This window comes from Streptomyces kebangsaanensis (assembly GCF_001906585.1).
GTDB classification, from domain to species: domain Bacteria; phylum Actinomycetota; class Actinomycetes; order Streptomycetales; family Streptomycetaceae; genus Streptomyces; species Streptomyces kebangsaanensis.
In genome coordinates this window covers 260,977-266,473 of record NZ_JUJA01000167.1, presented here as the reverse complement: position 1 = coordinate 266,473, position 5,497 = coordinate 260,977, and the positions used below count along the sequence as shown (strand labels likewise).

The following is a 5,497-nucleotide window of genomic DNA, read 5'->3' as shown; positions in this document are numbered from 1 at the left end:
CGTCGCGGCGGGCCCGGGCCCTGCCCTTGACGTACGCCTCGTACCCCTGCGGGCTGGTGAACCACGTCGAGGGGTCCTCGCCGAAGACCAGCGCCCGCTTGGCCAGTACGTAACCGAACTCCTCCGGCGTGAGATAGCCGAGCTTCTGCGAGGACTCGCCGTGCTCCCGGAAGGCGTCCAGCAACAGCCAGCCCGTGCCCAGATAGGTCGCCGCCGTGTCGGTGAGGATCTCGTTCTCCCGGGTGCCCGGGAAGGACAGGCCCAGGCGGTGCAGGTAGACGTGCGTCACCTCGTGCGCCAGGGCCGCGCCGATGTCCCGGCGGTGGGTGCGGAAGCGGTCGTTCAGCTCGACGAAGTACTCGGGCCCCGCCGTCAGCTCGACGTTCGCCGCGTGCGTCATCTCCCGGAAGCCGACGACCAGCCGCGCGTCCGGCAGCCGGTAGTGCCGCACCAGCTCCCGCGCCACGCGCTGGGCGCCCAGATGCAGGTCGTCGGTGTCGCAGAAGGCCACATCGGCCGGCGCCACACTGATCGCGAACGTCCGGATGGTGTCGTACGACAACCGCCTGTACAACGCGGTGATCGCGGCCCGCACCGTCTCCAGGTGCGGATACCCGTGCTCGACCGGTCCGCCGTTCGCCACGCCGTACCCCCAAGGACGCCGGGAACTCCCTCCCACTCTATGCCTCCACGCGCCCCCACCGGCCTTCCGCGCCCACCGGGCTGACATGATCGAACAGCCGCCCACCCCGTAGGGTGGTCGCCCATGAGCACCAGCAGTACCGGTACCGGCGACGTCGACCCCGCCGTGCGCGCGGAGCTCGCGCGGTTGCGGAACAGCATCGACAACATCGACGCGGCCGTCGTCCACATGCTCGCCGAGCGGTTCAAGGCGACCCAGCAGGTCGGGCACCTGAAGGCCGCCCACCAGCTGCCGCCCGCCGACCCGGACCGCGAGGCACGGCAGATCGCACGGCTGCGCGCCCTGGCGGAGGACGCCAAACTGGATCCGGCGTTCGCCGAGAAGTTCCTGAACTTCATCATCGCCGAGGTGATCCGCCACCACGAGCGCATCGCCGAGGACAGCGGCAACGAAAGGCCCGCCGACGCCACCTGACCCCCGCGTCCCGCACGCGCCGTACCGGGCGCACCGGCGCACGCGAACGCCGTACGGCTGTCGGCGAAACGCCCTCGTGCCCCGCCGGTGCCATCGGGCAGCATGGCGACCATGTCCGTACTCACGCGCGACGAAGCGCAGACCCGTGCCCAGCTCCTCGACGTCCACCACTACACCGTCGGCCTCGACCTGACCGGCGGGGACGACACCTTCGACTCCGTGACCGCCATCCGGTTCACCGTCCGCCCCGGCCAGGACGCCACGGACACGTTCGTCGAGCTCAAGCCCGCCGACCTGCGCTCCGCCACCCTCGACGGACAGCCCCTCGACCCGCGGAGCCTCACCGAGAACCGCCTGCCGCTGAAGAACCTCACCCCCGGCGAGCACGAACTGCGCGTCGACGCCGCCATGCGCTACTCCCGCACCGGCGAGGGCATGCACCGCTTCACCGACCCCACCGACGGCGAGACCTACGTCTACACCCAGCTGTTCATGGAGGACGTCCAGCGCGTCTTCGCCGCCTTCGACCAGCCCGACCTCAAGGCCGTCTTCGAACTCACCGTCAAAGCCCCCCGGAACTGGACCGTCCTCGCCAACGGCGTCACCGAGCACACCGGCGACGGCGTCTGGAAGGCCGCCCCCACCCCGCCGATCCCCACCTACCTCGTCGCCGTCGCCGCCGGCCCCTGGCACTCGGTGCGCACCGAACACCGCGGCCTGCCCTTCGGCATCCACTGCCGCCGCTCCCTCGCCCCCCACCTCGACGCCGACGCCGAGGAGATCCTCGACGTCACGCGCGCGTGCTTCGACCGCTACCACGAGAAGTTCGACGAGCCCTACCCCTTCGACTCCTACGACCAGGCGTTCGTCCCCGAGTTCAACGCCGGCGCCATGGAGAACCCCGGCTTGGTCACCTTCCGCGACGAGTTCGTCTACCGCTCCGCCGTCACCGACACCGAGCGGCAGGCCCGCGCCATGGTCATCGCCCACGAGATGGCCCACATGTGGTTCGGCGACCTCGTCACCCTCAAGTGGTGGGACGACATCTGGCTCAACGAGTCCTTCGCCGAGTACATGGGCTACCAGACCACCGCCGAGGCGACCCGCTTCACCGGCACCTGGACCGACTTCGGCGTCGTCCGCAAGTCCTGGGGCTACGACGCCGACCAGCGCCCCTCCACCCACCCCGTCGCCCCCGAGGCCGTGCACGACACCGCCTCCGCCCTGCTCAACTTCGACGGCATCTCCTACGCCAAGGGCGCCTCCGCCCTGCGCCAACTGGTCGCCTGGCTCGGCGAGAAGGACTTCCTGGCCGGCATCAACACCCACTTCGAACGCCACCGGTTCGCCAACGCCACCCTCGCCGACTTCATCGACTCCCTCGCCTCCGCCACCGACCGCGACGTCCACGCCTGGGCCGACGCCTGGCTGCGCACCACCGGCGTCGACACGCTCACCGCGACCGTCGACGCCCGCCCCGGCGAGTGGACCCTCGCCCTCGACCGCGACGGCAGCCGTCCGCACCGCGTCACCGTCGGCGTCTACGACCGCGACCTCGGCGACGGCCGCACCCTGGTCGTACGGGAGCGCTACGAGACCGACGTCCCCGGCGACGGCACCGCACCACCCCGCCCCGGCACCCGCCCCGCCCTCGTCGTGCCCAACGACCTCGACCTCACCTACGCCAAGATCCGCCTGGACGAGACCTCCCTGGAGACCGTCCTGCGCGGCCTGTCCGGCATCCCCGACGCCCTCACCCGCGCGGTGGTGTGGAACGCGCTGCGCGACATGGTCCGCGACGGCGACCTCGCCCCCACCGACTACCTGGCGACCGCCGACGCACACCTGCCCGAGGAGACCGACCTCGCCCTCGTCCAGGGCGTCCTGGCCTTCGCCACCACCCAGATCGCCGGCCGGTACGTCCACCCCGACCAGCGGCCCGCCGCCCAGGCCGGCCTCGGCTCCCTCTGCCGCGACCTCATCCGCCGCACCGAGGACGGCGACAACCCGGGCCTGCGCCTGATCGCCGTACGCCACTTCATCGACGTCGCCACCCAGCCCGACACCATCGCCGCCTGGCTCGCCGACGGCACCGTACCCGGCGGCCCCGAACTCGACCCCGAGCTGCGCTGGCGCGTCCTGGCCCGGCTCGCCGTCCTCGGCGCCACCGACGGGACCGCCATCGCCGCCGAGCTGGAGCGCGACCCCTCCGCCGCCGGCCAGGAAGGCGCCGCCCGCTGCCGCGCCGCACTGCCCGACGCCGAGGCCAAGCGGGCGGCCTGGGAGTCGATGTTCGCCACCGACGAGCGCACCGACCTGTCCAACTACCTGTTCACCGCCACCGCCCAGGGCTTCTGGCAGCCCGAACAGGCCGACCTGGTACGGGACTACGTGCCGCGCTACTACGAGGACGCCGTCGCCGTCGCCGCCCGCCGCGGCCCCGCCATCGCCCGCGCCGCCGGCCAGTGGGCCTTCCCCGCCCACGCCGTCGACGCCGACCACCTCCACCTGGGCGAGGCCTGCCTGCGCGACGCCGCCCCGACCCCGGCGCTGCGCCGCAAACTCGTCGACCAGCTCGACGACCTGGCACGCGCGCTGCGCGTCCGGGAGGCTCAGCACACGGCCGATCACGGCTGACGCTCCCGCGCGGGCCGGTCGCCCCCTCCCGGACTCCCCAGGAGCAGGGACGACCGCCCCGAGCCCCCGGAGGCAGACCCGTGCCCGGCCCGACCGGCGACACGGGCCGCCGCCCCGCCGCCCTCACCGACACGCGGGCCCGGCGGGGGCGGCCCACCACCACCGCACCCGGCCCCGGGCGGGCACCGCGTGAGCACCGGCCCGGCAGGTCGCCCGGCGCCGACGGCGGCCCCGGTGCCGACACGGACCGGTCCCGCGCGCCCCGGACGAAGCCGGTGGTGCCGCCCGTTCCCGGGGCCGGCCCCGGGCCCCACCCGTCCACCGGGCACCCCGACCGGCCGAGCGCCCGTCACCCGCCCCGAACCGCCCACGTCCGGCAGGGTTTCCGTACCCACTTTCGGGTTCTGATCGTCGTGCTTTCGGGCGCGTCGGGCTTTACTGCGTACAAGCTGGTAGCCCCTGCCCCCGAGCCACGGAGGACAGTCCCATGAGCACCCCGCCCCCCGGAGACCCCGCCCGCCTCGCCTCCGGCCCCGACGGCCCCCGCACCCTGCGGCCCCTGGTCCACACCGTGCTCGACGCCCTCGACAGCGGCCGGCGCGCCCGCGGCGGGCCACTGCCCGCGGGCGGCCCCGAGGCGGTCGCCGCCCGGGTGCGCGACGCCGTGGGAGACGTCCTGCCCGAGCACGGCGACCCCGACGCCCTGCGCACCCTCGTGCACGCCCTCGCCGAAGGCGCCGCCGACCCCGCCGACCCGCTGTGCGCCGCCCACCTGCACTGCCCGCCGCTCGCCGTCGCCACCGCCGCCGACCTCGCCGCCAGCGCCCTCAACCCCTCCCTGGACTCCTGGGACCAGGCCCCCGCCGCCTCCGAACTCGAAGCCCTCGTCACCCGCGCGCTCGCCCACGCGACCGGTCTGGCCGACTCCGTCGTCACCACCGGAGGCACCGAGTCCAACCAACTCGCCCTGCTGCTCGCCCGCGAGACCCACGGCGGCGGCATCCGCCTGGTCTGCGGCGCCAACGCCCACCACTCCCTGACCCGCGCCGCCTGGCTGCTCGGCCTGCCCGAACCCGTCGTCGTGCCCGCCCCCGCCGGCACCATCGACCTCGCCGCCCTGCACAGCGCCCTCACCCACCTCGCCGGACCCCGCGGCTCCCTCCTCGTCGCCGCCACCGCCGGCACCACCGACGCCGGCTTCATCGACCCCCTCCCCGAGATCGCCGGACTGTGCGCCGCCCACGGCGCCCGCCTGCACATCGACGCCGCCCACGGCGGAGGACTGCTGTTCAGCGAACGCCACCGCGACAAGCTCACCGGACTCGAAGCCGCCCACACCGTCACCCTCGACCTGCACAAGCTCGGCTGGCAGCCGGTCGCCGCCGGACTCCTCGCCGTCCGCCGCCCCCGCGACCTCGCCGTCCTGCACCAGCGCGCCGACTACCTCAACGCCGACGACGACACCGAGGCCGGCCTGCCCGACCTCATGGGCCGCTCCCTGCGCACCACCCGCCGCCCCGACGTCCTCAAGATCGCCGTCACGCTCAAGACCCTCGGCCGCAGCGGCCTGGGCGCCCTAGTCGACCAGGTCTGCGCCCGCGCCCGCGAGTTCGCCGACCTCATCCACGACCACCCCGGCTTCGAGCTCTACGACCGGCCCACCATCAGCACCGTCCTGTTCCGGCCCGCCGACGCCACCGACGACGCCGTCGCCGCCGTACGCCGCAGACTCCTCACCGAGGG

4 protein-coding genes are annotated in these 5,497 nt (G+C 74.1%); 3 read left to right on the top strand and 1 reads right to left on the bottom strand.

The features are described 5' to 3' along the window. A partial coding sequence (locus RH94_RS36015; RefSeq protein WP_234426275.1) for a hypothetical protein occupies positions 1-643 on the bottom strand: 643 nt, incomplete at its 3' end. 123 nt (positions 644-766) lie between these two features. Between RH94_RS36015 and RH94_RS36010 the strand changes: the two genes are divergently transcribed. From RH94_RS36010 to RH94_RS36000, 3 genes are all read left to right on the top strand, one after another. Beyond that, positions 767-1,117, top strand: coding sequence for a chorismate mutase (locus tag RH94_RS36010; protein ID WP_073952496.1), 351 nt, complete (start codon positions 767-769; stop codon positions 1,115-1,117). A gap of 102 nt (positions 1,118-1,219) precedes the next feature. Continuing rightward, positions 1,220-3,754 (top strand): aminopeptidase N, encoded by a 2,535-nt coding sequence (pepN, locus tag RH94_RS36005; RefSeq protein ID WP_073952495.1) that lies wholly within the window; start codon positions 1,220-1,222, stop codon positions 3,752-3,754. A gap of 487 nt (positions 3,755-4,241) precedes the next feature. After that, positions 4,242-5,497, top strand: a 1,256-nt coding sequence (locus RH94_RS36000; RefSeq protein WP_234426311.1) for a pyridoxal phosphate-dependent decarboxylase family protein, incomplete at its 3' end; no start/stop codon positions are given.